19 protein-coding genes and 4 tRNA genes are annotated in these 22957 nt (G+C 68.9%); 13 read left to right on the plus strand and 10 right to left on the minus strand.

Going from position 1 to position 22957, the window contains the following annotated elements:
- Positions 1-4: 4 nt before the first annotated feature.
- The 12 genes from ACY0MJ_RS07345 to ACY0MJ_RS07400 all read left to right on the plus strand — a co-directional run bounded on the left by ACY0MJ_RS07345 (position 5) and on the right by ACY0MJ_RS07400 (position 13062).
- Complete coding sequence (locus ACY0MJ_RS07345) at positions 5-3130, plus strand: efflux RND transporter permease subunit (protein ID WP_462637697.1); 3126 nt, start codon at positions 5-7, stop codon at positions 3128-3130.
- Positions 3131-3378: 248 nt separating this feature from the next.
- Positions 3379-3465, plus strand: a tRNA-Leu gene (locus ACY0MJ_RS07350).
- A gap of 27 nt (positions 3466-3492) precedes the next feature.
- Entirely contained in the window at positions 3493-4809 is a 1317-nt protein-coding gene (gene tig / locus ACY0MJ_RS07355; protein WP_462637698.1) for a trigger factor, read from the plus strand.
- A gap of 182 nt (positions 4810-4991) precedes the next feature.
- Positions 4992-5600: an ATP-dependent Clp endopeptidase proteolytic subunit ClpP gene (clpP, locus tag ACY0MJ_RS07360; protein ID WP_462637699.1), complete on the plus strand. Its 609-nt coding sequence runs from the start codon at positions 4992-4994 to the stop codon at positions 5598-5600.
- A 105-nt stretch (positions 5601-5705) separates the two neighbouring features.
- Entirely contained in the window at positions 5706-6974 is a 1269-nt protein-coding gene (gene clpX / locus ACY0MJ_RS07365; RefSeq protein ID WP_462637700.1) for an ATP-dependent Clp protease ATP-binding subunit ClpX, read from the plus strand.
- Positions 6975-7108: 134 nt separating this feature from the next.
- Positions 7109-9523, plus strand: coding sequence for an endopeptidase La (gene lon / locus ACY0MJ_RS07370; protein ID WP_462637701.1), 2415 nt, complete (start codon positions 7109-7111; stop codon positions 9521-9523).
- Positions 9524-9596: 73 nt separating this feature from the next.
- Positions 9597-9672: transfer RNA gene (locus ACY0MJ_RS07375), tRNA-Gly, on the plus strand.
- A 47-nt stretch (positions 9673-9719) separates the two neighbouring features.
- Positions 9720-9793 (plus strand) — tRNA-Cys (locus ACY0MJ_RS07380).
- A 69-nt stretch (positions 9794-9862) separates the two neighbouring features.
- Positions 9863-9954 (plus strand) — tRNA-Leu (locus tag ACY0MJ_RS07385).
- Between the two features lie 48 nt (positions 9955-10002).
- Positions 10003-10617 carry a DUF6806 family protein gene (locus ACY0MJ_RS07390; protein WP_462637702.1) on the plus strand — a complete coding sequence of 205 codons (615 nt, stop codon included), beginning with the start codon at positions 10003-10005 and terminating at the stop codon, positions 10615-10617.
- 211 nt (positions 10618-10828) lie between these two features.
- Complete coding sequence (locus tag ACY0MJ_RS07395; protein ID WP_462637704.1) at positions 10829-12124, plus strand: MFS transporter; 1296 nt, start codon at positions 10829-10831, stop codon at positions 12122-12124.
- 11 nt (positions 12125-12135) lie between these two features.
- Positions 12136-13062: a phytanoyl-CoA dioxygenase family protein gene (locus ACY0MJ_RS07400; RefSeq protein ID WP_462637705.1), complete on the plus strand. Its 927-nt coding sequence runs from the start codon at positions 12136-12138 to the stop codon at positions 13060-13062.
- Positions 13063-13066: 4 nt separating this feature from the next.
- Here the strand turns inward: ACY0MJ_RS07400 and murI are convergent, their stop codons facing one another.
- The 6 genes from murI to ACY0MJ_RS07430 all read right to left on the minus strand — a co-directional run bounded on the left by murI (position 13067) and on the right by ACY0MJ_RS07430 (position 20571).
- Positions 13067-13846: a glutamate racemase gene (gene murI / locus ACY0MJ_RS07405; RefSeq protein ID WP_462637706.1), complete on the minus strand. Its 780-nt coding sequence runs from the start codon at positions 13844-13846 to the stop codon at positions 13067-13069.
- Between the two features lie 47 nt (positions 13847-13893).
- Positions 13894-15447 carry a fumarate hydratase gene (locus tag ACY0MJ_RS07410; protein ID WP_462637707.1) on the minus strand — a complete coding sequence of 518 codons (1554 nt, stop codon included), beginning with the start codon at positions 15445-15447 and terminating at the stop codon, positions 13894-13896.
- Positions 15448-15597: 150 nt separating this feature from the next.
- On the minus strand, positions 15598-16572 hold the full coding sequence (locus ACY0MJ_RS07415; protein ID WP_462637708.1) for a hypothetical protein: 975 nt from the start codon (positions 16570-16572) through the stop codon (positions 15598-15600).
- Between the two features lie 10 nt (positions 16573-16582).
- Positions 16583-16834 carry a hypothetical protein gene (locus ACY0MJ_RS07420; RefSeq protein ID WP_462637709.1) on the minus strand — a complete coding sequence of 84 codons (252 nt, stop codon included), beginning with the start codon at positions 16832-16834 and terminating at the stop codon, positions 16583-16585.
- Between the two features lie 183 nt (positions 16835-17017).
- Entirely contained in the window at positions 17018-17896 is an 879-nt protein-coding gene (locus ACY0MJ_RS07425; RefSeq protein WP_462637710.1) for a universal stress protein, read from the minus strand.
- A 251-nt stretch (positions 17897-18147) separates the two neighbouring features.
- Positions 18148-20571 (minus strand): PAS domain S-box protein, encoded by a 2424-nt coding sequence (locus ACY0MJ_RS07430; RefSeq protein WP_462637711.1) that lies wholly within the window; start codon positions 20569-20571, stop codon positions 18148-18150.
- A 73-nt stretch (positions 20572-20644) separates the two neighbouring features.
- Here ACY0MJ_RS07430 and ACY0MJ_RS07435 point away from each other — a divergent pair, with 73 nt between their 5' ends.
- Positions 20645-21013 (plus strand): BON domain-containing protein, encoded by a 369-nt coding sequence (locus ACY0MJ_RS07435; protein WP_462637712.1) that lies wholly within the window; start codon positions 20645-20647, stop codon positions 21011-21013.
- Positions 21014-21025: 12 nt separating this feature from the next.
- Here the strand turns inward: ACY0MJ_RS07435 and ACY0MJ_RS07440 are convergent, their stop codons facing one another.
- From ACY0MJ_RS07440 to ACY0MJ_RS07455, 4 genes are read right to left on the minus strand one after another with little or no spacing between them, the layout of a single operon-like run.
- Positions 21026-21607: a cupin domain-containing protein gene (locus ACY0MJ_RS07440; protein ID WP_462637713.1), complete on the minus strand. Its 582-nt coding sequence runs from the start codon at positions 21605-21607 to the stop codon at positions 21026-21028.
- Positions 21604-22248, minus strand: a complete 645-nt coding sequence (locus tag ACY0MJ_RS07445) for a sigma-70 family RNA polymerase sigma factor (protein WP_462637714.1) — start codon at positions 22246-22248, stop codon at positions 21604-21606. Before ACY0MJ_RS07445 ends, ACY0MJ_RS07440 begins: the two co-directional genes overlap by 4 nt.
- A gap of 60 nt (positions 22249-22308) precedes the next feature.
- The gene (locus ACY0MJ_RS07450) at positions 22309-22590 is read right to left on the minus strand and encodes a hypothetical protein (RefSeq protein WP_462637715.1); all 282 of its coding nucleotides are present in this window, start codon (positions 22588-22590) and stop codon (positions 22309-22311) included.
- Positions 22580-22900, minus strand: a complete 321-nt coding sequence (locus ACY0MJ_RS07455) for a hypothetical protein (RefSeq protein WP_462637716.1) — start codon at positions 22898-22900, stop codon at positions 22580-22582. The genes ACY0MJ_RS07450 and ACY0MJ_RS07455 overlap by 11 nt, the downstream gene beginning before the upstream one ends.
- Positions 22901-22957: the final 57 nt, after the last annotated feature.

Here is a 22957-nt window from a genome sequence, read left to right on the forward strand (position 1 = left end):
CCCCATGACCGAAGCCACGAAGCGCGAGCGCTTCAATCTCTCGCGCTGGGCGCTGGAGCATCCGGCCCTGACGCGCTACCTGATGGTGGTGCTGATGGTGCTGGGCTTCGCCTCCTACTTCCAGCTGGGGCAGGACGAGGATCCGCCCTTCACCTTCCGCGCCATGGTGATGCGCGTGTTCTGGCCGGGCGCGACGGCGCAGCAGGTCGCCGAACAGGTCACCGACAAGATCGAGCACACGCTGCAGGAGGTGCCGTACGCGGACATCATCCGCAGCTACTCCAAGCCCGGCGAGACGCTGATCGTCCTGCAGATCAAGGACTCCTCGCGCGCCTCCGAGGTGCCGCAGGTCTGGTACACGGTGCGCAAGAAGGTCGGCGACATGCGCGGCACGCTGCCCGCCGGCGTGGTCGGCCCTTTCTTCAACGACGAATACGGCGACGTCTACGGCGTGATCTACGCGCTGGAGGCGGGCAGCGGCTACAGCTACGCCGAGGTCAAGGACTTCGCCGACGACGTGCGCCAGCAGCTGCTGCGCGTGCCGGACGTGGCCAAGGTGGAACTGTTCGGCGTGCAGGACGAAAAGCTGTACGTCGAGATCTCCCAGCAGCGCCTGGCGCAGCTGGGGCTGGACTTCAACCAGGTCCTGCAGCAGCTGGGCCAGCAGAACGCCGTGGAGTCCGCCGGCACCATGCAGACGCCGGTGGACGTGCTGCAGGTGCGCGTGGCCGGCCAGTTCCACGCCGTCGAGGACCTGCGCGCCATGCCGATCCGCGGCGCCTCGGGCAACCAGATCCGCCTGGGCGACATCGCCGAGGTGAAGCGCGGCTACGTCGACCCGCCGCAGGTGAAGGTGCGCCACGGCGGCAAGGAGGTCATCGCGCTGGGCGTCTCCATGGCCAAGGGCGGCGACATCATCCGGCTGGGCCGCTCGCTCAAGGCGGCCACGAGCCGCATCGACGACGGCCTGCCGGCCGGCATCCGCCTCGTGCAGGTTCAGGACCAGCCCGAGGCCGTGAGCAGCTCGGTCAACGAGTTCGTGAAGGTGCTGGTCGAGGCCGTCGTGATCGTGCTGGGCGTGAGCTTCATCAGCCTGGGGCTGCACCGGCGGCACGAACCGGGCCTGCCGCTGTGGCGGCGCTGGTATGTCGACATGCGCCCGGGCCTGGTCGTGGGCATCACGATCCCGCTGGTGCTGGCCGTGACCTTCCTGGCCATGAACTACTGGGGCATCGGCCTGCACAAGATCTCGCTCGGCTCGCTGATCATCGCCCTGGGCCTGCTGGTGGACGACGCGATCATCGCCGTGGAGATGATGGTGCGGAAGATGGAGGAGGGCTACGACAAGGTCCGCGCCGCCACCTTCGCCTACGAGGTGACGGCGATGCCGATGCTCACCGGCACGCTGATCACCGCCACCGGCTTCCTGCCGATCGGCATGGCCCGTTCGACCGTGGGCGAATACACCTACGCGATCTTCGCGGTGACGGTGATCGCGCTGGTCCTCAGCTGGCTGGTGTCCGTCTATTTCGTGCCCTACCTGGGCACGCTGCTGCTGAAGGCCAAGCCGGTGTCCGCCGAGCACCGCGAGCACTTCGACACGCCCTTCTACCGGCAATTCCGCCGCACGGTGAACTGGTGCGTGGAGCACCGCTGGCTGACCATAGCCGCAACGCTGCTGACCTTCGCGCTGGGCGTCGCCGGCATGGGCAAGGTGCAGCAGCAGTTCTTCCCGGACTCCAGCCGGCCCGAGATCCTGGTGGACCTGTGGTCGGCCGAGGGCACCTCGTTCGCCGCCAACGAGGAGGTCACGAAGCGCGTCGAGCAGCGGCTGCTGTCGCTGCCGTCCGTGAAGGACGTGACCACCTGGGTCGGCTCCGGCGTGCCGCGCTTCTACCTGCCGATGGAGCAGATCTTCCCGCAGAGCAACGCCTCGCAGCTGATCGTGGAGCCGCGCGACCTGGCCACGCGCGAGACCTTGCGCACCGAGCTGCCGGCGCTGATGGCGCGCGAGTTCCCGGAGGTCCGCGCCCGCGTCAAGCTGTTGCCCAACGGGCCGCCGGTGGCCTACCCGGTGCAGTTCCGCGTGGTGGGCACGGACCCGAAGGAGCTGCGCGCGCGCGCCGACGAGGTGAAGGAGGCCATGCGCGCCAGCCCCAACACGCGCGGCGTCAACGACAACTGGAACGAGTCGGTCAAGGCGATCCGCCTGGAGGTGGACCAGGCCAAGGCGCGGGCGCTGGGCGTGACGAGCCAGTCGATCGCGCAGGCGAGCCGCACGATCCTGTCCGGCACGCCGATCGGCCAGTTCCGCGAAGGCGACAAGCTGATCGACATCGTGCTGCGCCAGCCGCTGGCGGAGCGCGACGCGATCACCGACATCGCCAATGCCTACCTGCCCACGGCGTCCGGCAAGGCGATCCCGCTGACGCAGATCGCGCGCCCGGTGTTCACCTGGGAGCCTGGCGTGATGTGGCGCGAAGGGCGCAACTACGCGATCACGGTGCAGGCGGACGTCGTCGAAGGGCTGCAGGGCGCGACCGTCACGCAGGAGCTGCTGCCCCAGCTGCGCGCGCTCGAGGCCCGCTGGCCGCAGGGCTACCGCATCCAGGTGGCCGGCACCGTGGAGGAGAGCAACAAGGGTTCGTCCAGCATCGCGGCCGGCGTGCCGGTCATGCTGTTCATCACCTTCACGCTGCTGATGCTGCAGCTGCAGAGCTTCAGCCGCGCGATGCTGGTGTTCCTGACCGGCCCGCTGGGGATCGCGGGGGTGGCCGGCGCGCTGCTGGTCCTGAACCGGCCCTTCGGCTTCGTGGCGCTGCTGGGCGTGATCGCCCTCATGGGCATGATCCAGCGCAACTCGGTGATCCTGATCGACCAGATCGAGCAGGACCGGGCCCGGGGCGTGCCGACCTGGGACGCGATCGTCGAGGCGGCGGTGCGGCGCCTGCGCCCCATCGTGCTGACGGCGGCCGCGGCGGTGCTGGCGATGATCCCGCTCTCCCGCTCGGTCTTCTGGGGCCCGATGGCCGTGGCCATCATGGGCGGCCTCATCGTCGCCACGGTGCTGACGCTGCTGGCCTTGCCGGCGATGTACGCGGCGTGGTTCCGGGTGAGGCGGGCTGTTTGAATACGGACAGCCGGACGCAAAGGTCGCAAAGATGACGCAAAAGTCGCCAAAGAATCCAAAAACTTTTTGTGGATGTCCTTTTGCGACCTTTGCGTATCCTTTGCGACCTTTGCGTCCGGCTGTCCGCTTCTCGCAGCCCCGGAGCGCCACAGCCCATCCCCGGGCACTCCGGTTAAAATCTCCGGTTGACCGGATTCGAGCGGGCGGTCGGGGTGTCCTGGCCGTCCGCTTTCCCTTTCCAGTGACCGGCGCGGGTGGCGAAATTGGTAGACGCACCAGGTTTAGGTCCTGACGCCAGCAATGGTGTGGGGGTTCGAGTCCCCCCCCGCGCACCACACGTTTTCCCCCAACCGAGACAGATCATGGCCGTGACCGTAGAAACCCTGGACAAGCTCGAACGCAAGATGACGCTGACGCTGCCCGTCAACACCATCCAGTCCGAAGTCGATTCCCGCCTGAAGAAGCTGGCGCGCACCGTCAGGATGGACGGCTTCCGTCCCGGCAAGGTGCCGCTGTCCGTCGTGGCCCAGCGCTACGGCTACTCGGTGCAGTACGAGGTCGTGAACGACAAGGTGGGCGAGGCCTTCGCCGCCGCCGCCAACGAGGCCAAGCTGCGCGTGGCCGGCCAGCCCAGGATCACCGAGAAGGAAGGCGCGCCCGAGGGCGAACTGGCCTTCGACGCCGTGTTCGAGGTCTATCCCGAGGTCAGGATCAACGACCTGGCCGCCGCCGAGGTCGAGAAGGTCAGCACCGAGGTGACCGACGAGGCCATCGACCGCACCCTGGACATCCTGCGCAAGCAGCGCCGCACCTACGCCCAGCGCCCGCAGGACGCCGCCGTGCAGGCCGGCGACCGCGTGACGGTGGACTTCGAGGGCAAGATCGACGGCGAGCCCTTCCAGGGCGGCAAGGCCGACGACTTCCAGTTCATGGTCGGCGAAGGCCAGATGCTCAAGGAGTTCGACGACTCCGTGCGCGGCATGAAGGTGGGCGAAAGCAAGACCTTCCCGCTGGCCTTCCCGGCCGACTACCACGGCAAGGACGTCGCCGGCAAGACGGCCGACTTCATGGTCACCGTGAAGAAGGTCGAGGCCGCCAACCTGCCGCCGGTGGACGAGGCTTTCGCCAAGTCGCTGGGCATCGCCGAAGGCTCGGTGGACGCGCTGCGGGCCGACATCCGCAAGAACCTGGAGCGCGAGGTGCGCTTCCGCGTGGCCGCCCGCAACAAGCAGGCCGCGATGGACGCCCTGGTGGCGCAGTCCGAGCTGGACCTGCCCAAGTCCATCGTGCAGAACGAGATCGACCGCCTGATCGAGAGCCAGCGCAACGAGCTGAAGCAGCGCGGCCTGAAGGACGTGGAGAAGCTGCCGATCCCCGAGGACATCGTGCGCCCGCAGGCCGAGCGCCGCGTGCGCCTGGGCCTGGTCGTCGCCGAGCTGGTGCGCGCCAACGGCCTGGAAGCCAAGCCGGAACAGATCAAGCAGCACATCGAGGACCTGGCCGCCAGCTACGAGCGCCCCGCCGATGTGGTGCGTTGGTACTACGGCGACAACCGCCGCCTGGCCGAGGTCGAGGCCATCGTGATCGAGAACAACGTGACCGACTACGTGCTGTCCAAGGCCAAGGTCGTGGAGAAGAAGGTCGAGTTCGACGAGCTGATGGGGCAGCAGCAGGGTTGATGCTGCTGGGGTTCGCTGCGCTCACCGCCAGCCTACGGTGAGCCCAGCCGCCTTCCCGTAGGCTGGCGGTGAGCGCAAGCGAACCCCAGCAAACCCCCGGGGCCTGGCTCTTGCGATCCGCAAGCCAGGCCCCAACTCCATTCAGGCTAAAGTACAGCCATCCTTCGGAGCACATTCCCCCCATGAGCGCACTCGACACCCAGGCCCTGGGCTTGGTCCCCATCGTCATCGAGCAGTCCGGCCGCGGCGAGCGGTCCTACGACATCTATTCGCGCCTGCTGCGCGAGCGCGTGGTGTTCCTGGTCGGCCCCGTCAACGACCAGACGGCCAACCTGGTGGTGGCCCAGCTGCTGTTCCTGGAGTCGGAGAACCCGGACAAGGACATCTCTCTGTACATCAACTCCCCGGGCGGCAGCGTCAGCGCCGGCATGGCCATCTACGACACGATGAACTTCATCAAGCCGGCGGTGTCCACCCTGTGCACGGGCATGGCCGCCTCCATGGGCGCCTTCCTGCTCGCCGCCGGCGAGAAGGGCAAGCGCTTCGCCCTGCCCAACTCCAAGATCATGATCCACCAGCCCCTGGGCGGCATGCAGGGCCAGGCGACGGACATCGAGATCCACGCCCGCGACATCCTCAAGACCAAGGCGACCCTGAACAAGATCCTGGCGGAGCGCACCGGCCAGCCCCTGGAGAAGATCGAGCGGGACACCGATCGGGATTATTTCCTCGAGGCGGAAGAGGCGAAAACCTACGGCCTGGTGGACCAGGTCATCGCAAAAAGGCCTTGAGCCCCCGCCCGCGCGGTTGCAGGACAGCAACGACGGCGCCACCGGGAGACCGGGGCGCCGTTTGTTGTATGGTTATCATTGACTGAAGACAGAAGGCACGGACCCATGGCCGACCGAAAAGGCTCCTCCTCCAGCGAGAAAACGCTTTACTGCTCGTTCTGCGGGAAGAGCCAGCACGAGGTCAAGAAACTCATCGCAGGCCCCTCGGTCTTCATCTGCGACGAGTGCATCGACCTGTGCAACGAGATCATCCGCGACGAACTGCCCGCGGGTGACGAGCAGCGCGAATCGCGCGGCGACCTCCCGACCCCCGGCGAGATCAAGTCCAACCTGGACAACTACGTGATCGGCCAGGAGGCGGCCAAGCGGGCGCTGTCGGTGGCCGTCTACAACCACTACAAGCGCCTGCGCCACAAGGACAAGGCCCGCAAGGACGACGTGGAGCTCACCAAGAGCAACATCCTCCTGATCGGCCCCACCGGCAGCGGCAAGACGCTGCTGGCCCAGACGCTCGCCCGCATGCTGGACGTCCCCTTCGTGATGGCCGACGCCACCACGCTGACCGAGGCCGGCTACGTCGGCGAGGACGTCGAGAACATCATCCAGAAGCTGCTGCAGAACTGCAACTACGAGGTGGAGCGGGCGCAGCGCGGCATCGTCTACATCGACGAGATCGACAAGATCTCGCGCAAGTCCGACAACCCCTCGATCACCCGCGACGTCTCGGGCGAGGGCGTGCAGCAGGCCCTGCTGAAGCTGATCGAAGGCACCATGGCCAGCGTGCCGCCCCAGGGCGGGCGCAAGCACCCCAACCAGGACTTCCTGCAGATCGACACGACCAACATCCTGTTCATCTGCGGCGGCGCCTTCGCCGGCCTGGAGAAGGTGATCGAGCAGCGCACCGAGGCCTCGGGCATCGGCTTCTCGGCCCGCGTGCGCAGCAAGAAGGAGCGCACCCTCAGCGAGATGTTCCGCGAGGTGGAGCCCGAGGACCTGATCAAGTTCGGCCTGATCCCCGAACTGGTCGGCCGCCTGCCGGTGGTCGCGACGCTCGCCGAGCTGACCGAGGATGCCCTGGTGCAGATCCTCACCGAGCCGAAGAACGCGATGGTCAAGCAGTACGCCAAGCTGCTGTCGATGGAAGGCGTGGACCTGGAAGTGCGGCCCAACGCGCTGAAGGCCATCGCCCGAAAGGCGCTGGCCCGCAAGACCGGCGCCCGCGGCCTGCGCTCGATCCTCGAGCAGTCGCTGATCGACACCATGTTCGAGCTGCCGAACATCAGCAACGTCGAGAAGGTGGTGGTCGAGGAGAGCACCATCGAGGAGAACAAGCCGCCGCTGCTGGTCTACCGCGAGGCCGCGAAGAAGGCATGAGCCTCGCCGCGCTCCGTCCACCACGCGCAGCGCTTCGTTTCCCCCTTTTTCGGCCCTGCCGGCTCCATGGCGGGCCGGCCGGGTTGAAAATGGCTTACTGCCAGCCATCTATGGCTGGTCACTAGAGGAGCACCATGTCCGGACATACCCCCCTGCCTGCCGACCCGATGGACCTGCCGCTCCTGCCCCTGCGGGACGTGGTGGTGTTCCCCCACATGGTCATCCCCCTGTTCGTCGGGCGGCCCAAGAGCATCAAGGCGCTGGAAGCGGCGATGGAAGCCGAGCGCCGCATCATGCTGGTCGCCCAGAAGGCCGCCGCCAAGGACGAGCCTTCCGTCACCGACATGTTCGAGGTCGGCTGCGTCTCCACGATCCTGCAGATGCTGAAGCTGCCGGACGGCACCGTGAAGGTGCTGGTGGAAGGCCAGCAGCGCGCGCGCGTGTCGAAGATCACGGACGGCAACGCGCACTTCACGGCCACGGTCGTCCCGGTGGAATCCGGCGAGACCGAGAGCAAGTCGGCGGAGATCGAGGCGCTGCGCCGCGCCGTCCTCCAGCAGTTCGACCAGTACGTCAAGCTCAACAAGAAGATCCCGCCCGAGATCCTCACCTCGATCGCCAGCATCGACGATCCCGGCCGCCTGGCCGACACGATCGCCGCGCACCTGCCGCTGAAGCTGGACAACAAGCAGGTCGTGCTGGACCTCGCCGACGTCAAGGACCGCCTGGACAACCTGTTCGAGCAGATCGAGCGGGAAGTCGAGATCCTGAACGTCGACAAGCGCATCCGCGGCCGCGTGAAGCGGCAGATGGAGAAGAACCAGCGCGACTTCTACCTGAACGAGCAGGTCAAGGCGATCCAGAAGGAGCTGGGCGAGGGCGAAGAGGGCGCCGACATCGAGGAGATCGAGAAGAAGATCAAGCTCGCCAAGATGCCCAAGGACGCCCGCAAGAAGGCGGACGCGGAGCTGAAGAAGCTCAAGCTGATGTCGCCGATGTCGGCCGAGGCCACGGTGGTGCGCAACTACATCGACGTGCTCACCGGCCTGCCCTGGGCGAAGAAGACCAAGATCAAGCACGACCTGCAGTACGCGGAAGACGTGCTGAACGAGGACCACTGGGGCCTCGAGAAGGTCAAGGACCGCATCCTGGAATACCTCGCGGTGCAGCAGCGCGTCGACAAGGTCAAGGCGCCGATCCTGTGCCTCGTCGGGCCTCCCGGCGTCGGCAAGACCTCGCTGGGCCAGTCGATCGCCAAGGCGACCGGCCGCAAGTACGTGCGCCAGGCCCTGGGCGGCATGCGCGACGAGGCCGAGATCCGCGGCCATCGCCGCACCTACATCGGCGCCATGCCGGGCAAGGTGCTGCAGTCGCTCGCCAAGGTCGGCACGCGCAACCCGCTGTTCCTGCTGGACGAGATCGACAAGCTGGGGCAGGACTTCCGCGGCGACCCCGCGTCGGCCCTGCTGGAAGTGCTCGACCCGGAGCAGAACCACACCTTCAGCGACCACTACGTCGAGGTCGACTTCGACCTGTCGGACGTGATGTTCGTGGCGACCTCCAACTCGATGAACATCCCGCCGGCGCTCCTGGACCGGATGGAGGTGATCCGCCTCTCGGGCTACACCGAGGACGAGAAGACCAACATCGCCATGCGCTACCTGCTGCCCAAGCAGATGAAGAACAACGGCGTGAAGGAAGAGGAACTCGAGGTCACCGAGGACGCCGTGCGCGACATCGTGCGCTACTACACGCGCGAAGCCGGCGTGCGCTCGCTGGAGCGCGAGCTCTCCAAGATCTGCCGCAAGGTGGTGAAGGGCCTGCAGCTGAAGAAGATGACGCCCAAGGTCGTCGTGAAGGCGGAGAACCTCAACGACTTCCTCGGGGTGCGCAAGTTCACCTACGGGCGCGCGGAGCAGCAGAACCAGGTGGGCCAGGTGGTCGGCCTGGCGTGGACGGAAGTCGGCGGCGACCTGCTGACGATCGAGGCGGCACTGATGCCCGGCAAGGGCAACGTGCTGCGCACCGGTTCGCTGGGCGACGTGATGAAGGAGTCGGTCGAAGCCGCGCGCACCGTGGTGCGCAGCCGCGCCCGGCGCCTGGGCATCACCGACGAGGTCTTCGAGAAGAAGGACATCCACGTGCACGTGCCCGATGGCGCGACGCCCAAGGACGGCCCGAGCGCGGGCGCCGCGATGACCACGGCCATCGTGTCCGCGCTCTCCGGGATCCCGGTGCGCGCCGATGTCGCCATGACCGGCGAGATCACGCTGCGCGGCGAGGTCACGGCGATCGGCGGCCTGAAGGAGAAGCTGCTCGCGGCCCTGCGCGGCGGCATCAAGACGGTGCTGATCCCCGAGGAGAACACCAAGGACCTGCAGGACATCCCCGAGAACGTGAAGAACGACCTCGAGATCGTGCCGGTCCGCTGGATCGACAAGGTGCTGGAAATCGCGCTGGAGCGCCAGCCGACGCCGCTGCCGGAAGAAGAGCCGCAGGCGGCCGCGCCGGTGGTCGAAGGCGCGCGTCCGGTCGCCGTGAAGCACTGAAGCGGATCGCCGCGGATTTTTCGCGACACCGTCGAGGAGCGCGAAAAAACCGTGGCATAATCTCGGCTTCGACGCGGGAGTAGCTCAGTTGGTAGAGCGCAACCTTGCCAAGGTTGAGGTCGCGAGTTCGAGACTCGTCTCCCGCTCCAGGTTCTGAAAAGGGAAGCTGCAAGCTTCCCTTTTTCACTCTGGATGCGGCGCGGTAGCAAAGCGGTTATGCAGCGGATTGCAAATCCGCCCAGAGCGGTTCGACTCCGCTCCGCGCCTCCAGCCACGAGCCCCGGCAACCAGCGCGTTCCCGGGGCTTTCTTCCCTCATGCCGTACAGTCGAAGCATCGCGCCTCGATGGTGAAATGGGTAGACACAGCGGACTTAAAATCCGCCGCTTGCCGCAAGGCAGCGTCCCGGTTCGAGCCCGGGTCGAGGCACCAGGAATTCCATCCCGGCACGATGAGTCCAAAATAGGGCCGGAGAGCACCATGTCCCAATACGACGCCCCCTTCGAAATCCACGTGCACGGTGACGTGCCGCTGCGCAACGGGGTGACCTACGCGCAACTGCAGGAGGCGTTGAAACCCCTGTGGACGTACGCCGGCGCCAAGTCGCTGGCCGACGGCGCCGAGAGCGCCTACGAGGAAGAGCCCGGCATCAAGTTCGACGCCCAGGAACGCCTGCTCACCATGTGCTGGACGGTCGCCGGCGACCTGGACTTCCGCCAGCAGCTGGACGACATGTGCATGTCGCTCAACGACCTGGCGGAGGAGGGCGCGGCCATCGAGGTCACCTTCTACGACGCCGAGTTCGACGAGGAGGAGGCCGAGCCCGAGGCCGAATCGCGCGACGACTTCCTCATGCTGTTCGTCGGCCCGACGCCCGCGGCGATCATGCAGGTACAGCGCGACCTGCTGGTGCAGGACGTCGTGAACCTGATGGAACGCCACTTCGAGGCCAACGAGCTCGATGGCGTGGTCGGCGAGATCGACAAGCTGTTCTCGCAGCGCTTCGACGCCCTGGTGAGCTCCCTCGAACTGGGCAAGCCCCCCCGCGGCCCCGGCGGCCACGGCGGCGGCCGGCGGCCGCGGCATTTGCACTAGCTCCCTTGTGGGCAGGGGCGTTCGGAGAATCAGAACGCAGAGGACGCAGAGGTTTCGCAGAGAACGCAGAGGAAATCCTTTTTCTGGTCTTCTCTCTGCGTCCTCTGCGTAGCCTCTGCGTCCTCTGCGTAGCCTCTGCGTCCTCTGCGTTCCAAAACGGTCGCTCGCCGCCACCTCGTCCGTCGGCTAGGATGCGCGGCGGAGGAGACCCATGCCCCTGTTTTCCCAGGATGCCCTGAACCCCGGCGTGCGCAAGCGCGAGGTGTTCGGCTGGGCGATGTACGACTTCGCCAATTCCGGCTACACCACGGTGGTCATCACCGCGGTGTTCGCCGCCTACTTCGTCGGCGGCATCGCGCAGAAGGCGGAATGGGCGACCTTCGCCTGGACGCTCGCCCTGAGCATCTCCTACGCCATCGTGATGTTCACCATGCCCAGCCTCGGCGCCTACGCCGACCTGCGCGCGGCCAAGAAGCGGATCCTGGCGCTGGTCACCGCGGGCTGCGTCGTGAGCACCGCGGCGCTGGCGCTCGCCAGGCCGGGCGAGGTCGCCTTCGCGATGCTGCTGATCATCGTCTCCAACGTGTTCTACAGCTATGGCGAGTCGCTGACCGCGGCCTTCCTGCCGGAGCTCGCCCGCGCCGACGCGCTGGGCAAGGTGAGCGGCTGGGGCTGGGGCTTCGGCTACTTCGGCGGCATGCTGGCCCTGGGCATCTGCCTGGCCTACGTGCTGTGGGCGCAAGGGCAGCAGGTCCCGGCGGCGCAGTTCGTGCCCGTCACCATGCTGATCACGGCGGTGATCTACGGGGCCGCCTCGCTCGTCACCTTCCGGCTGCTGGGCGAGCGGGCGCAGCCGAATCCGCGGGCGCTGCAGGAAGGCGGACTGCGCGCCTCGCTGCACCAACTGCAGCGCACCTTCGCGCATGCGCGCCAGTACCGCGACTTCATGTGGCTGCTGGCCTGCGCGGTCTTCTACCAGGGCGGCGTCGCCGTGGCGATCACCCTGGCCGCGATCTACGCCGAGAGCGTGATCGGCTTCCAGCAGCAGGAGACCATGGTGCTGATCTTCGTGCTGAACTTCGCCGCCGCGGGCGGCGCCTTCGCCTGGGGCTACCTGCAGGACCGCATTGGCCACAAGATCGCGCTGGGCAGCACGCTGGTGGGCTGGGTCGCCACCTGCGTCATCGCGGCGCTTTCCACCACCAAGGGCCAGTTCTGGTGGGCCGCCGGCATCGCGGGCCTGTGCATGGGCTCCAGCCAGTCGGCCGGACGGGCGCTCGCCGGCATGTTCGCGCCGCCGCGCCAGCTCGCGGAGTTCTACGGGCTGTGGACCTTCGCCGTGCGGCTTTCCAGCATCGTGGGCCCGCTCACCTATGGCGCGATCACCTGGGCCACGGGCGGCAACCAGCGCATGGCCATCCTGTCGACGGCCGTGATGTTCGTGATCGGCCTGGTGCTGCTGTTCCGGATCGACGTGGCGCGCGGGCGGGCCGCTGCGCTGGCCTGAGGGAGATCGGCATGGGGATCGCATCGGTATTGCGCGCGGTGGGCAGCGTCTTCTCGAACGAGAAGAGTTTCGGCCATCCGGTGATCGGGCATCCGCTGCTCAACCGGCTCGGGCTGCACGTGGCGCGCATCGTCGTCTCCGACGCGTGCTACCTCCTGCGCACGCTGCCTTTCGCCTGGCTGCATCCTGTGCTGTGGTTCCGCTTCCACCGCGACGGCTTCGTGGTGGTGGAGGACCTGCTGCCGCCCGCCGACTACGCCGCGCTGCGCCAGGAATACGAGGCCGCGTCGGCCCGCTTCTGGAGCGCCAACCCGCTGGAGCGCACCGGCGAGCGCGGCTTCGGCGACAAGCGCCCGCGCAGCGGCGGCTTCGACCGCTACGACGGCGACAGCGCCAACCGCTTCATCGACATCGCCCCGCGCGGCGCGATCCACCAGCGCTATTGCAGCGCGTGGAAGGTGACGAGCCTGTGCCTGGCCCTGTTCGGCATGCGCAACCGCCTGCGCAAGCACAGCATGTACGAGCTGGTGCACGGCGACGAGGCGATCAACCCGGACGCGCAGCGGCAACTGCACAAGGACACTTTCCACCACACCTTCAAGGCCTGGTACTACCTGGACGACGTGACCGCCGAACACGGTCCGACCGAAGTGGTGCCCGGCAGCCACCGCTCCTCGCCGCGGCGCCTGGCGTGGGAATACCGGCGCAGCGTGCGCCGCGAAGGCGCGCACGGGCGTGGCGGCTCCTTCCGCATCGCCGACGCGGAACTGCCGGCGCTGGGGCTGCCGGCGCCGCGCCAGATCCTGTGCCGCGGCAACAGCGTGGTGCTGGTGAACACCAAAGCCTTCCACCGGCGCGGCATCGCGCCGCGCGACACGGTGCGGCGCAGCCTCTATGCGAATTTCCGGCCGCGCGCGTTCGCGCCGGTCGTGCACTGAAAGGCTAGAGCCCGAGCCAGCGGCCCGCGGCCGCCTGCAGCGCCTGCGGCGAGCCGGTCGTGAGCCAGTGCACGCGGCCCGTCGCCCCGCCCTTGAGCAACTCCCTCTGGGCCAGCAGGCGGCGCGTCTGCCGGGCCACCGGCTCGCCGGTCTCCACCAGGCGGATGCCGTCGCCCAGCAAGCCGCGGAACACCTGGGCGGCGAAGGGATAGTGGGTGCAGCCCAGCACCAGCGTGTCGATCTCGCCGTCCGCGCTGCCGAACCGGCCCGCCTCCTGCGCGTAGCGCCGGCAGAGCTCGCGCACCTGCGGCTGGTCGTCCGCTTCGATCGCCGCCGCGAGGCCGTCGCAGGGGACCAGCACGAACTTCGCCTGGCTGCGCAGGGATTCCTCGAGGGCGCGGAACTTGGCGCTGGCGAGCGTCCCGCGCGTGGCCAGCACGGCCACGTGGCCCGTCTGCGTCAGCGCGGCCGCGGGCTTCAGCGCCGGCTCCACGCCCACGACGGGCAGGGCACCGTGCCGCTCGCGCAGCAGGTGCACGGCCGCGGCCGTGGCCGTGTTGCAGGCGACGACCAGGGCCTTGATGCGGTGCTGCTCGCGCAAAGCGCGGGCGATGGCGAGGGAGCGATCGGACACGAAGTCCTCGCCCTTCTCGCCGTAGGGCGCATGGCCGGCGTCGGAGAAGTAGACGAAGTCCTCGGCGGGCAGTTCGGCGCGCAGGGCGCGCAGGATGCTGAGCCCGCCCACCCCGCTGTCGAATACGCCGATGGGGCCGTCGCTGTCCATGCGGGCAACTCTACTGCGGGACGGCAGCGGCTGCACGCCGGACAAGTTCAGGCGGCGGCGACAGGAATCTTCTTGAATTCGCCGGTAGCGATGCGCTTGCTCCACTCGGCCGGGCCGGTGGTGTGCACGCTGGTGCCGTTGGAGTCCACCGCGACGGTGACGGGCATGTCGACCACGTCGAACTCGTAGATGGCTTCCATGCCCAGGTCGCCGAAGCCGAGCACTTTCGACTTCTTGATGGCCTTGGAGACCAGGTACGCGGCGCCGCCGACAGCCATCAGGTAGGCCGCCTTGTGCTTCTTGATGGACTCGATCGCCTCGGGGCCGCGCTCGGACTTGCCGATCATGCCGATCAGGCCGGTCTGCGACAGCATCATGTCGGTGAACTTGTCCATGCGCGTGGAGGTCGTCGGGCCGGCGGGGCCCACCACCTCGTCGCGCACCGGGTCCACCGGGCCGACGTAGTAGATCACGCGGTTGGTGAAGTCCACCGGCAGCGGCTCGCCCTTGGCCAGCATCTCCTGGATGCGCTTGTGCGCGGCGTCGCGGCCGGTGAGCATCCTGCCGTTCAGCAGCAGCGTCTGGCCGGCCTTCCAGGTGGCGATCTCTTCCTTGGTCAGCGTGTTCAGGTCGACGCGCTTGCTCTTTTGCGTGTCGGGCGCCCAGTCGATCTTCGGCCAGAGGTCCAGGCTCGGCGGGTCGATGTAGGCCGGGCCCGAGCCGTCCAGCACGAAGTGCGCGTGGCGCGTCGCCGCGCAGTTGGGAATCATCGCCACCGGCTTGCCGGCGGCGTGCGACGGGAACATCCTGATCTTGACGTCCAGCACGGTCGTGAGGCCGCCCAGGCCCTGCGCGCCGATGCCCAGCGCGTTGACCTTCTCGTGCAATTCGAGGCGCATCTCCTCCAGCTTCGACAGCTTCTCGCCGCGGGCGGACTTCGCCTGCAGCTCGTACATGTCGATGTCCTCCATCAGCGCTTCCTTGGCCAGCAGCACCGCCTTTTCGGCGGTGCCGCCGATGCCGATGCCCAGCATGCCGGGCGGGCACCAGCCGGCGCCCATGGTGGGCACGGTCTTGAGCACCCAGTCGACGATGGAGTCGCTCGGGTTGAGCATGGCCATCTTGCTCTTGTTCTCGCTGCCGCCGCCCTTGGCGGCGACGGTCACGTCTACCTTGTCGCCGGGCACCAGCTGCACGTTCACGACGGCGGGCGTGTTGTCCTTCGTGTTCTTGCGCTCGAACTGCGGGTCGGCGACGACCGAGGCGCGCAGCGTGTTGTCCGGGTGCAGGTAGCCGCGGCGCACGCCTTCGTTGACGGCGTCCTCGAGGCTGCCGGCGAAGCCTTCCAGCCGCACGTCCATGCCGATCTTGAGGAACACGTTGACGATGCCGGTGTCCTGGCAGATGGGCCGGTGGCCCATCGCGCTCATCTTGCTGTTGGTCAGGATCTGCGCGATGGCGTCCTTCGCCGCGGGGCTCTGCTCGCGCTCGTAGGCGCGGGCGAGGTGGGCGATGTAGTCGGCGGGGTGGTAGTAGCTGATGTACTGCAGCGCGGCGGCGACGGACTCGATGAGGTCGGCTGCCTGGAGGGTGGTCGGCATGGGCTTTCTCGAAATGCGCGGGACCCGCCAATTATCCCAGACGCTGCCGAGCACCCCTTGACGGGGCGCAGTGCCCCTGTCGCCGTCTCATCTCCCTCTCCCGCTTGCGGGAGAGGGACGGGGTGAGGGCGGCCGAGAGCCGCCGCCCCTTCAGCGCACCGACGTCGTCGACGCCACCGCCGTGCCCGCCGCAGGCGCGGACAGGCTCGTACGGATCTTCGCGTAGCTGCCCACGAAGTTCTCGATCACCTCGCGCAGCAGTTCGGCATAGACCGCGCGCTCGCGGTCCTCCGCCTTCTCCGAGATGGAAACGGCATTGCTCTCGCCCGCGGTCATGAGCGAGGCCTTCGGCGCTGCAGGCTGCTGGCGGGGGAAGGTGCGGTGGCACGCCGGCAGGTAGCCATCCTCGCAGGCGAGCAGGACGGCGTAGCCCATGCCCGCGGGGTCGGCTTCCGCCGCCCGCGTCCAGCGGTAGTACCAGATCGACTGCCCGCTCTTCACCGACACCGCGGTCGCATCGAGCGTCACCGCATAGGAGCGCGACTTCTCGTTGTAGCGGGCATCCACGTCGTTCAGGTAGCGCTGGCGGATGAGCGCGCGGCTCTCCTCAGACAGGGGGAAGGGCGCACGGGCCTGGCCCTGGTGGTCGGAGTGGAAGTACTTGCGCTCCCAGCGGGCGTCCTTGCCCAGCGTCTTCTGCGACTTCTCCAGCGAGTTGATCTGGAACAGCACGTCGGCGCCCAGCGTCTGCGCGACCTCGTGCGCGGACTTGTTGGCGCGCATTTCCCGCGCCACCACGTTCCAGGAGATGACGCGGTAGTTGTTGCGCGCGAGGGCCTTCTCGATCTCGGCCATCTCGACGCCGCAGTTGGTCATCATGATGGTGCCGCGGTTGGCCGCCTCGCCGGTCGCCTGGGCGGCCGTCGCGTTGGCGCAGGAATCGGGCGCGCGCACGGCGACCGTGGCCGCCTTGCCGCCTTCGGCGCGGTACGCGTCGGTCGCGATGATCTCCGGCTGCTGCTGCGCCTGCGAGCTCGAGACGAACTGCGACGAGACCAGGTAGTAGTGGGTGGACGAGCAGCCGGTGAGGGCGGCCAGGGCGAGGGAAGCGATGATGGTTTTCATGCGTCGGTCGTCAGTAAAGAACCCAGGTGAAAGGAAAGTCGCGCTTGATGCCGCGCTGGCTGCCGGCGACCTTGCCGTCGGCGTAGAAGGCGTCCAGGTCCACGCAGTCCTCCGGCAGCTGCAGGGTGACGCTGCGGCCGGGCGCCAGCGCGGAGATGGGCAGCGCGCTCCATTGCGTGCTGCCGCACCTCTGGTACTGCACCGCGCCGATGGCCTTGCCGGTGCTGTTGGTGATGGTGGCCTGCGGGATCGGCGCTTCCATCGGGGTGCTCGCGCAACCCGCCAGGGCAACGATCACTGCGGCGAGGCAGGACCTCGAAAAGAGATCAGCAGGCGATGTCATGGTCCTATGCATTCGTGAGGATCTTTCAGGTTGGAGGTAGAGCTCGGCCCTCCGGAACGCGGTTGACCCGCTTCCGGTGGTTCGGCACGCAGCGGAGGCGGACTAGCGCAGCAGCGCCACCGGCACTTCGCTCACGTGCGAGGTGCGCAGCGCCGTGGACCCGAGCAGCAGGTGGTGCATCGCCCCGGTGCCGCGCGTGGCCATCGCGATCAGGTCGGCCTGGTGGTCGCGCGCGAAGGCCGCGATGCCCGTGTCCGGTTCGCCGGCCAGGCCGTGCACCTGGCACGCGATGCCATGCCGCACCAGCAGGTCCGCCGAATGCGCCAGCACCTCGTCGGCCGCGCTGCCGCTCCACTGCCGCAGCACGTCCTCGTGCGGCGGCAGCACGGCGGCGGCCAGCGTCAGGCCGGGCCGGAAGTGCACGAGGTCCACGTGCAGTTCGCCCAGCACCGGCGCGCAGGCGATCAGGCGCCGCAGCGCGTTCTCGGATTCGGTCGACCCGTCCACCGGCGCCGTCACGCGCAGCCGGCGCCCGAGTTCCGCGGGGAGCTTCGCCCCCGCGCGCACCAGCACCACGGGGCAGCGCGCCGCCGCAGCCACGCGCAGCGCCACGGAGCCGACCGCGAAGCCGCGCATCGGGCCCTGCCGGCCGCTGCCCATCACCAGCAGGTCGGCGTCGTGCTTGCGCACGCATTCCAGCAGCGTGTCGGCCGGCGGGCCGAGCCGCACCAGCGTCCGGGCCTGCCAGCCGGCGTCCGCCAGCAGTTGCTGCGCACCCTGCAGCAGCCGCTCGCCCTCGCCGTGCAGCGCCTCCTCCACCACGGCCTGGTGCAGGCCGGGCGGCGGCGCGAGCCGCAGGGGCGGGCGCTGCACGTTGAGCAGCGTCAAGGTGTGTCCGGCTCGCTCGCCGGCATACGCGGCGACCAGCCTGCAGGCCTGCAGGGCCGCTTCGGATTCGTCGATGGCAACAAGGATGTTCACGGCGCAGTCCCGCGGGATCGGACGATCCCTTCGTGGCGGATTCTGCCGGAACGACGACGCCCCGGCGCCGGTGGATCGCGTCGCTCATCGACGCAGGGTGACGCCTTCGGCGGCTTGGTCGCTCGTCCGCTTGCTGCGCGATTCCTTGTTCATGGGCCTCGGTTCCAACGACTCCGTTTTCATGGAAGCCCGGATGCTATCGAATCGCTCTGCTTTTTGAAACAATCTGTCGTGAAAGCGATACGACCCGCTCAGGCCCAGGCCGCGCTCGCGCGCGCGGCCGGTGCCGGCGCCGGCGCGGCGGCGGGCAGCCACAGCGTGAACACGCTGCCGCGCCCGGTCTCGCTCTCCAGCGTGAGGTCGCCTCCCATCAGCCGCGCCATGCGCCGGCTGATTGCCAGGCCGATGCCGCTGCCCTCCTGCGTGCCGGGCGTGAGCCGGGTGTACTCCTCGAACACGAGCTCCAGCTTTCCCTCGGGGATGCCGGGGCCCGTGTCGACGACGCTCACCGCCACCCGGTCGCCGTCGGCCAGCCTGGCGTGCAGGGTCGCGCGTCCATGCGGCGCGTACTTGATCGCGTTCGACACCAGGTTCGCGAGCACCTGGCGCATGCGCATGCTGTCGGCGCGGGCGCGCAGGCCCGCCGGGATGTCCACCGCGAAGTCCACGCCCGCCGCCGCGCCCTGCGCGTGGAAGTCGTCCGCGACCTCCAGCGCCAGTTCCCGCACGTCCACGTCGGCCGGCCGCAGCTCGATCTGCCCCGCCTCGGCGCGCGCGAGTTCCAGCAGGTCGTCGATCAGGCGCACGGAGGTCCGCAGGCCGCGGCGGATGCGGCGCACGCCCTCGACCTGGCGGTCGTTCAGCGGGCCCCAGGCACGGCCCGCCTCCAGCAGCGCCGCGTTCATCTCGGCGGCCGCGAGCGGGCTGCGCAGGTCGTGGCTGAAGCCTCGCATGAGGCGCGCGCGGCTCTCGGTCACGCGTTCCAGCTGGGCGCGGCGCCGCTCGGCCTCCTCGCGGGCCTCGCGTTCGTTGGCGAGCAGCCGTTCGCGTTCGGCCTCGTGCTGCTTGCGTTCCGAGATGTCCGTGAGCGTGCCGAACCACTGCACGATGGCGCCGGCGCTGTTGCGCAGCGGCGCGGCCTGGCCGATGAACCAGCGGTAGCGGCCGTCCGCGCCGCGGAAGCGGTATTCGATGGAGTAGGGCTCGCCGGTCGCAAGGGCATGGTGCCAGGTGCTGAGCGTGCGCTCGCGGTCGTCCGGGTGCAGCCAGGCCATCCAGCCTTCGCCCACCGACTGCCCGGGCGTGGTGCCCGTGAACTCGTACCAGCTGCGGCTGAAGTAGTTGTGGTGGCCGTCCGGCCCCGTCACCCAGATGTGCTGCGGGATCATGTCGGCCAGGACGCGGTAGCGCTCCTCGCTCTCCTGCAGCTCCACCTGCGCCTGCCGCCGCGCCGTGACGTCGTGGAAGTACACCGACAGGCCGGCCGCGCTCGGGAAGGCGCGCACCTCCACCCAGATTCCGAGCGGCGCGTAGTACTCCTCGAAGGCGACGGTGCGCCCCTCGGCACGGGCGCGTTCGTACTGCTGCCGGAACGCGGTGCCCGTCGCGGCGGGGAACTCCCTCCAGAGGCTGCGTCCCAGCAGTTCCGAGCGGCTGCGTTGCAGCAGCCGTTCGGCTTCGCGGTTGACGTAGGTGAATCGCCACTCGGCGTCGACCGCGAAGAACCCGTCGGTGATGCTCTCCAGGATGCGCGTGGTGGCTTCGCGCCGCTCGCGCAGCGCCGCTTCCGTCCGCGCGGTGCGCCGCGCGGCGGCGAGCTCGCGCAGCAGCTTGCCGTGTTCGGCCAGCAGCATGACGAGCACCGTGCACGAGGACAGCAGGGCGTACACGCGGCCGGCGTAGAAGCCCAGGTCGTAGCGGCCCGCGTTGAAGATCGAGACGAGGCCGATCTCGAAGAAGCTGTTGCACAGCATCACGACCAGCCACAGGTCCAGCACCGAGCGGCCGCGGCTGCGCCAGAGCACGAGGATCGCGGCCGCGGTCGCCAGCCACTGGCCGTAGCGGCCGATGTTGAACTCGGAAGAGTAGTGGTAGCCCTTCAGCATCGGCGGCAGCAGGTCGTTGCCGAGGGTGGCCAGCAGCGTCACGGCCAGCGCCACCAGGCCGACGGCACCCACCATCAGCGGCACGGCCCGTCGCGGATCCATCGCGAGCAGGCGCTGTCTCTTGCGCGCGACGACATAGCCGACGACGGCGCAGGGCAGGCCCAGGTGCCAGAAAACGTGGAGGTAGCCGGTGGTCTGGGCGCCGGCGCCCAGCAGGCCGCCGGTGGTGAACACGCCGGGGAAGGTGAGCAGGTGGATGCTCGCCATCAGCGCCGTGTACAGGTAGCCGCCGGCGAGCAGCAGCAGCGCGGTGCGGCCCGCCAGCCGCAGTTGCCCCAGCAGGAGCACGGCCGTGACGAGGTCGTTGATGACCAGGGCCGACTGCACCAGCGGGATGAACCAGTGCGCCGGCGCCAGCTGCAGCTTCGCGAACGGGACGAGGGCCAGGAACAGGCAGGAGGACACCGCCAGCGTGGCCAGCACGGCCCGCCGCGAACCCGCATCCGGCGTCCGCTCCGTGATGTCGACGACGACATCCGGGAGGGTGCGCGGCGGCTCGGAAAAGGGCATTCCCTCACTCTGAGAAGGCAGAGCGGCCGCGGCTGTAGGACGATAATCGCCCGCGAGGAAGGAATCACCCCCCATGTCCCGCAGTACCACCCTTGCGATCCTGCTGCTGGCGTTCGCCGGCGCCGCGTTCGCCGCCCCCGCCAAGCGCGGCAAGCCCGCGCCGCAGGCCGCGCGGCCGTGCGTCCCCGATGAGCCCTCGTTCTGGAAGGACCAGGGCCTGACGGCCAAGGTCGCCGCGAAGCTGCAGTTCCACAAGCCGCTGTTCCGCGAGAAGGCGGAGGTCAAGGTCTCCGGCGGCGCGGTCATGCTCTACGGCAACATGTCCTCGCAGGCGCTGATCGCCGAGGCGGTGAAGACCGCGGCCGCGGTCGGCGGGGTCAAGTGCGTGCAGAACTTCCTGCAGGTCGGCCCGCCGGTCGCGAGCCCCGCGCCGCAGTACTGAGGCCGGCGAAGGTCAGCCGAGCCGGTCCTGCGTGCTGGTGATCAGCACGCAGGTGCAGCCGGTCTCGCTCCACACGAGCTTGTCCCCGGTGCCGATCACGGCGCGGTTGTATTCGCCGGGGACCAGCTTGCGCTCCTCGATCCACAGCTCGCCGTCCAGGAGGTGCAGTTCCTCCGTGCCCGCGTGCGTGTGCGGCGGGTACGCCGCCCCCGGGGCGAGGCGCACCAGCATGCTCACGCGGTGCCGGGCCGCGTCGTTGGCCAGGAGCTTGCACTCGATACCCGGCGCCACGTTTTCCCATTCGGGCTCGCGCCACGGCGATGCCGCCGGCAGCACCGGTTCCGCGCCAGTGTCGGCGGCGATGCGCTGCGCGAGCCGGCCCCGCAGCGACGCCGGCGGCCGCAGCACGTCGGTCGGCCAGGACGCGAACGCGTCGACGACGGGGGCCAGCGCCTCCCATTCCTGCCGGCACTGCGCACACCCGCGCAGGTGGGCTTCGATGGCGGCCGCCTCGCCGGGGGGCGCGGCCTGCAAGGCATGGGCGCAGACGGCCTCGGACCAGTCGCACGCCGCCATCGCTCCGGGCTCACTCATGGGCGGCCTCCTTCCGTGGCCATGGCATGACGCAACTTCTGCAGCGCGGACCGGATGCGCGTCTTGACCGTCCCGAGCGGCTGGTCCAGCCGCGTCGCGGTCTCCGCGTAGGTCAGTCCGGAAAAATAGGCGACCTCGATGGCCTCGCGCTCGCCGGCGGTCAGCGCCTGCATGGCGCTTCGCAGCTGGCGCTGCTCCTGCAGCACTTCGAAGGCGTCGCGGTTGTCCGTCGCCTCTTCGTCCATCGCGGTGCCGGGCGCCGGCTCGCGGCGTTTCTGCCGGTTCTCGAAGCGCACGCGGTCGATCGCGCGCGAGCGCGCCTGGTTCATGATCCAGCCCAGGACGGTCCCGTTCGCCGGGTCGTAGCCCTGCGCGCGCCGCCAGACGTCGTGGAACACGTCCACGGTCAGCTCCTCCGCCGTTTCGCGGTTGCGGGTGATGCGCATGGTCAGCGTGAAGACGACGCGATGGGATCGATCGTACAAGGCATGCAGCGCGAGCTGGTCGCCCGTCGCCACGGCGCGCACCAGCCGCTCCCAGTCGGCCTCGTCCGCGAGGCTCCTGGAGCGGTCCGGGTAGAGGACGTCGCCCAGCGTCGCGGGGGCGCCGTCCACGGGACTGTCGTCAGCGTTCCGTGCCACGCCCGCGATTCTGCCGCGCTGCCGGGCCGTCCCGCAACGGGTGCCGCCGCGCGCTTTCCCTCATGTCGACAGGTCGGATCCACGGTGACTCGCCCCGGAGCGCCCGGCAGCGTCCTCTTCCAGCGGAAACCGCTCGCGCTCCTCCAGCAGGAGGTCCACGGTCGCGAGCAGCAGCGATTCGGGCAGGGCACTGCGCCCGGCCATGTACCTTCTCAGCAGCAGGACGCTGATCTTCAGGCGCCGGGCGAGGCGCTCCTCGCCGCCCGCCAGCTCGCACGCGGCCTGCAGCAGGCGCACGGCCGTGTCGCCGCCGGCCGGGGGTGTGAAGCTGTCAGCGGCCATGAGGTTCCTTCGCCGGGGACGCGGACGCGGCGTGCACGCCGAAGCCCTTCTCCAGGACGGCGTCGGCGAGGTCCCGGAAGGCCTGCACCTCCCTGCGTCCCGCTTCCAGCTCCTGCCGCGAGGCGCGACCCCGCGCGTGGCGGACCACCAGCTCGGAAAACGTCCGCTCCTGCGCCAGCAGGAGCGCGTGCGCGCGCTGCCAGTCCTCCAGGGGAGAGAGGTCCCCGGCCGCGAGGATGGCACGGGGGCCGTCCTGCGGCCGCTGCGGGGAGCCTTCGCCGCACGCGTGATCGGATGATTCGAGCTTCATGACCACCAAACGACATCCGCGGCCCGGCGGATTGGGGTCGGCAGGTAAAGTTTTGTG

The organism is Ramlibacter sp. bp-362 (assembly GCF_054956735.1).

Bases quoted from the DNA above. Each gene is read 5' to 3' on its own strand.
- ACY0MJ_RS07345 (WP_462637697.1), top strand. From the start codon at position 5: ATGACCGAAGCCACGAAGCGCGAGCGCTTCAATCTCTCGCGCTGGGCG.
- tig (WP_462637698.1), top strand. From the start codon at position 3,493: ATGGCCGTGACCGTAGAAACCCTGGACAAGCTCGAACGCAAGATGACG.
- clpP (WP_462637699.1), top strand. From the start codon at position 4,992: ATGAGCGCACTCGACACCCAGGCCCTGGGCTTGGTCCCCATCGTCATC.
- clpX (WP_462637700.1), top strand. From the start codon at position 5,706: ATGGCCGACCGAAAAGGCTCCTCCTCCAGCGAGAAAACGCTTTACTGC.
- lon (WP_462637701.1), top strand. From the start codon at position 7,109: ATGTCCGGACATACCCCCCTGCCTGCCGACCCGATGGACCTGCCGCTC.
- ACY0MJ_RS07390 (WP_462637702.1), top strand. From the start codon at position 10,003: ATGTCCCAATACGACGCCCCCTTCGAAATCCACGTGCACGGTGACGTG.
- ACY0MJ_RS07395 (WP_462637704.1), top strand. From the start codon at position 10,829: ATGCCCCTGTTTTCCCAGGATGCCCTGAACCCCGGCGTGCGCAAGCGC.
- ACY0MJ_RS07400 (WP_462637705.1), top strand. From the start codon at position 12,136: ATGGGGATCGCATCGGTATTGCGCGCGGTGGGCAGCGTCTTCTCGAAC.
- murI (WP_462637706.1), bottom strand. From the start codon at position 13,846: ATGGACAGCGACGGCCCCATCGGCGTATTCGACAGCGGGGTGGGCGGG.
- ACY0MJ_RS07410 (WP_462637707.1), bottom strand. From the start codon at position 15,447: ATGCCGACCACCCTCCAGGCAGCCGACCTCATCGAGTCCGTCGCCGCC.
- ACY0MJ_RS07415 (WP_462637708.1), bottom strand. From the start codon at position 16,572: ATGAAAACCATCATCGCTTCCCTCGCCCTGGCCGCCCTCACCGGCTGC.
- ACY0MJ_RS07420 (WP_462637709.1), bottom strand. From the start codon at position 16,834: ATGGAAGCGCCGATCCCGCAGGCCACCATCACCAACAGCACCGGCAAG.
- ACY0MJ_RS07430 (WP_462637711.1), bottom strand. From the start codon at position 20,571: ATGCCCTTTTCCGAGCCGCCGCGCACCCTCCCGGATGTCGTCGTCGAC.
- ACY0MJ_RS07435 (WP_462637712.1), top strand. From the start codon at position 20,645: ATGTCCCGCAGTACCACCCTTGCGATCCTGCTGCTGGCGTTCGCCGGC.
- ACY0MJ_RS07440 (WP_462637713.1), bottom strand. From the start codon at position 21,607: ATGAGTGAGCCCGGAGCGATGGCGGCGTGCGACTGGTCCGAGGCCGTC.
- ACY0MJ_RS07450 (WP_462637715.1), bottom strand. From the start codon at position 22,590: ATGGCCGCTGACAGCTTCACACCCCCGGCCGGCGGCGACACGGCCGTG.
- ACY0MJ_RS07455 (WP_462637716.1), bottom strand. From the start codon at position 22,900: ATGAAGCTCGAATCATCCGATCACGCGTGCGGCGAAGGCTCCCCGCAG.